Source organism: Endozoicomonas sp. ONNA2 (genome assembly GCF_024606365.1).
Lineage (GTDB): Bacteria > Pseudomonadota > Gammaproteobacteria > Pseudomonadales > Endozoicomonadaceae > Endozoicomonas.
Map to the genome: position 1 here is coordinate 1 of NZ_JAHHPO010000102.1, position 1,963 is coordinate 1,963.

Annotated in this window: 2 protein-coding genes; both read right to left on the reverse strand. The window is 47.3% G+C overall.

Annotation, left to right across the window (positions count from 1 at the left end; genetic code table 11):
* Window positions 1–699, reverse strand: a 699-nt coding sequence (locus KDK14_RS01875; RefSeq protein WP_257263320.1) for a hypothetical protein, incomplete at its 3' end; no start/stop codon positions are given.
* A 163-nt stretch (window positions 700–862) separates the two neighbouring features.
* Window positions 863–1,963: hypothetical protein (locus KDK14_RS01880; protein WP_257263321.1), on the reverse strand; the 1,101-nt coding region annotated here is incomplete at its 5' end.

Genomic DNA, 1,963 nt, shown 5'->3' on the forward strand with positions numbered 1-1,963 from the left:
ATAGTTTGAGAAAAGCTCAGGGTTCTCAGTAATACTGAATGCTTTCAATAAGGAAAAAAGAGTAGGAAATGGCGGCTTGCTTCTGTTTTTAGATAATTCAATCTTCCTCTCACTGAGCATTTTCAGCAATTTTTCGGCATTTTCAACGACTATGTTCAAGTGTTGATTGATTTCCAGATTTTCATTAATCAAATTTACCTGTATTGCTTCCTGATGCTCTGGTAGAAACATTGAAAGAACCTCAGAGGGGATTTCTGCAGGATCGTCAACCTCCATTGGTTCAATATTCTCACATCCGGGTGTCGGGGTGGTCTCACTGGAGGGAATATTCCCGCTTGTGGGTTGTGGATTTTCTGATGGCAGCCCGAATACAGCCACCGTCAAAGACTCGGTGCGAGCCGTTATCGCGGGTTCCGTTTCCATTGGCTCTTGTGCAGGCTGTTCCCCGATGGAAGAGACCACACTTCGACCGTCATGAACACGCCTTAGCTTTATTGGTGGAGTCAGCGGTTGTTCAGTGAACTTTTGATGCTTCTGATGCTTCTGATGCTTCGTCAGGATGTTGGCTGCGATGGTCGTCTGTTCAACCTGATAACCCGCCCTGCTGCGCTTTCTTTGTCGTTTTTTAGATCCATGGTTTGTCGAAGTCCCGTTGCCCGTTGACCGAAGCGCAGCAGAATCTGCCGGTGGGATCGGCATAATGATTCTCCATGACTCTATAATTGTCCGGTATTTGATTAGTAAGTAATACGTGGGCTGTCAATTACTTTTTGGAGGACTGTGGATGTTTTAATTGTATCCTGCCATTTCAAGCAAAAAAAATTAATCAAATGTCGTTTATTTGTTCATGGGTATCGCTGGACTAAACCAGAATATCTGCAAACCAGTCAGACTGCTCATCATCAGACCAGCTGATCAGTTCATTTAGCCCAAGGGGATCTATCCTTCTCTTTTCATAAGCTGTAAGCCAATCAAGCTGTGTGACCACATCCACGCAATGGTACATTTTGTCGATTACACTGGCTAATTGTTTTGGCGTCATCTGGTCGCGATAAGGTTGCAGCATTTCAAGTTCTGCCTCCCCTAACACCGCAAAACGATCCAGGGCTGCCATCGCCGTTGCCAGGTTATCTTGCGGTCTGTGCATGGAGTTACCCGCAACCGGCTGCGGTGGGTTCAGAGGCAATGACTGAGTAGCCTGATCAGCAATGTTTTTTGCATCAATCTCTGCCAGCCTTGTAGTGACTGCATGTTTAACGCTATCCGGCGCAATAGCCGCCTGCTGTTCAATGACCGGGGCGAGTGCCTGACATAATCTGTCGGTTATCTGGCCATTTTTGACGGAGTGCTCCAGTGATGTCCAGACCACGGGTTTTAATGGCAGGCCTGACTTGATAACACTGAGAATAACACTGGGTGGCATTGATTTTTGGTTAGCGGTTTTTTGGTTAGCGGTTTTTTCGGTCTCTCTGGCTCTTGCCCTCATGCGTGCCAGTCTCTCATCAAGCCTGGCCACGCAGGGTTCTCGCTCGTCCCGGGGTTTTTTATACCATCGTTCGGTGAATTCTGTTGCTTTGAAAAAGGTGTGCACCTGTTCCAATGACCAGTTATTAATGATAAAACCGCTACCGGCGAGGCTGAATTCCGGTTTGGGCAGCACAACCTGTCCACTTCCAGACAACACCGTCAGCTGTTGCTGCTCAAACCGATACTCCGGTGTCTGCTCAAGTTCAATCAGCATGGCGTTTATAAAGTGCCATAGCCGCCTCTTTCCCACCATGGCAGCCTCACCATTGATCACCACTCCCTTGCCATTCCTGCTGGCCAACTGTGATGAAAAGCAAAGATCCGGTATATGTTCATAGTCGTTCAGATAATGATGTGCCAGCAGTAGCCCTTCCATTAGCAGCTCTTGTGCTTTTACCTTGAGGGTTTCGATATTGGTGGTCTGCCGATCAATACA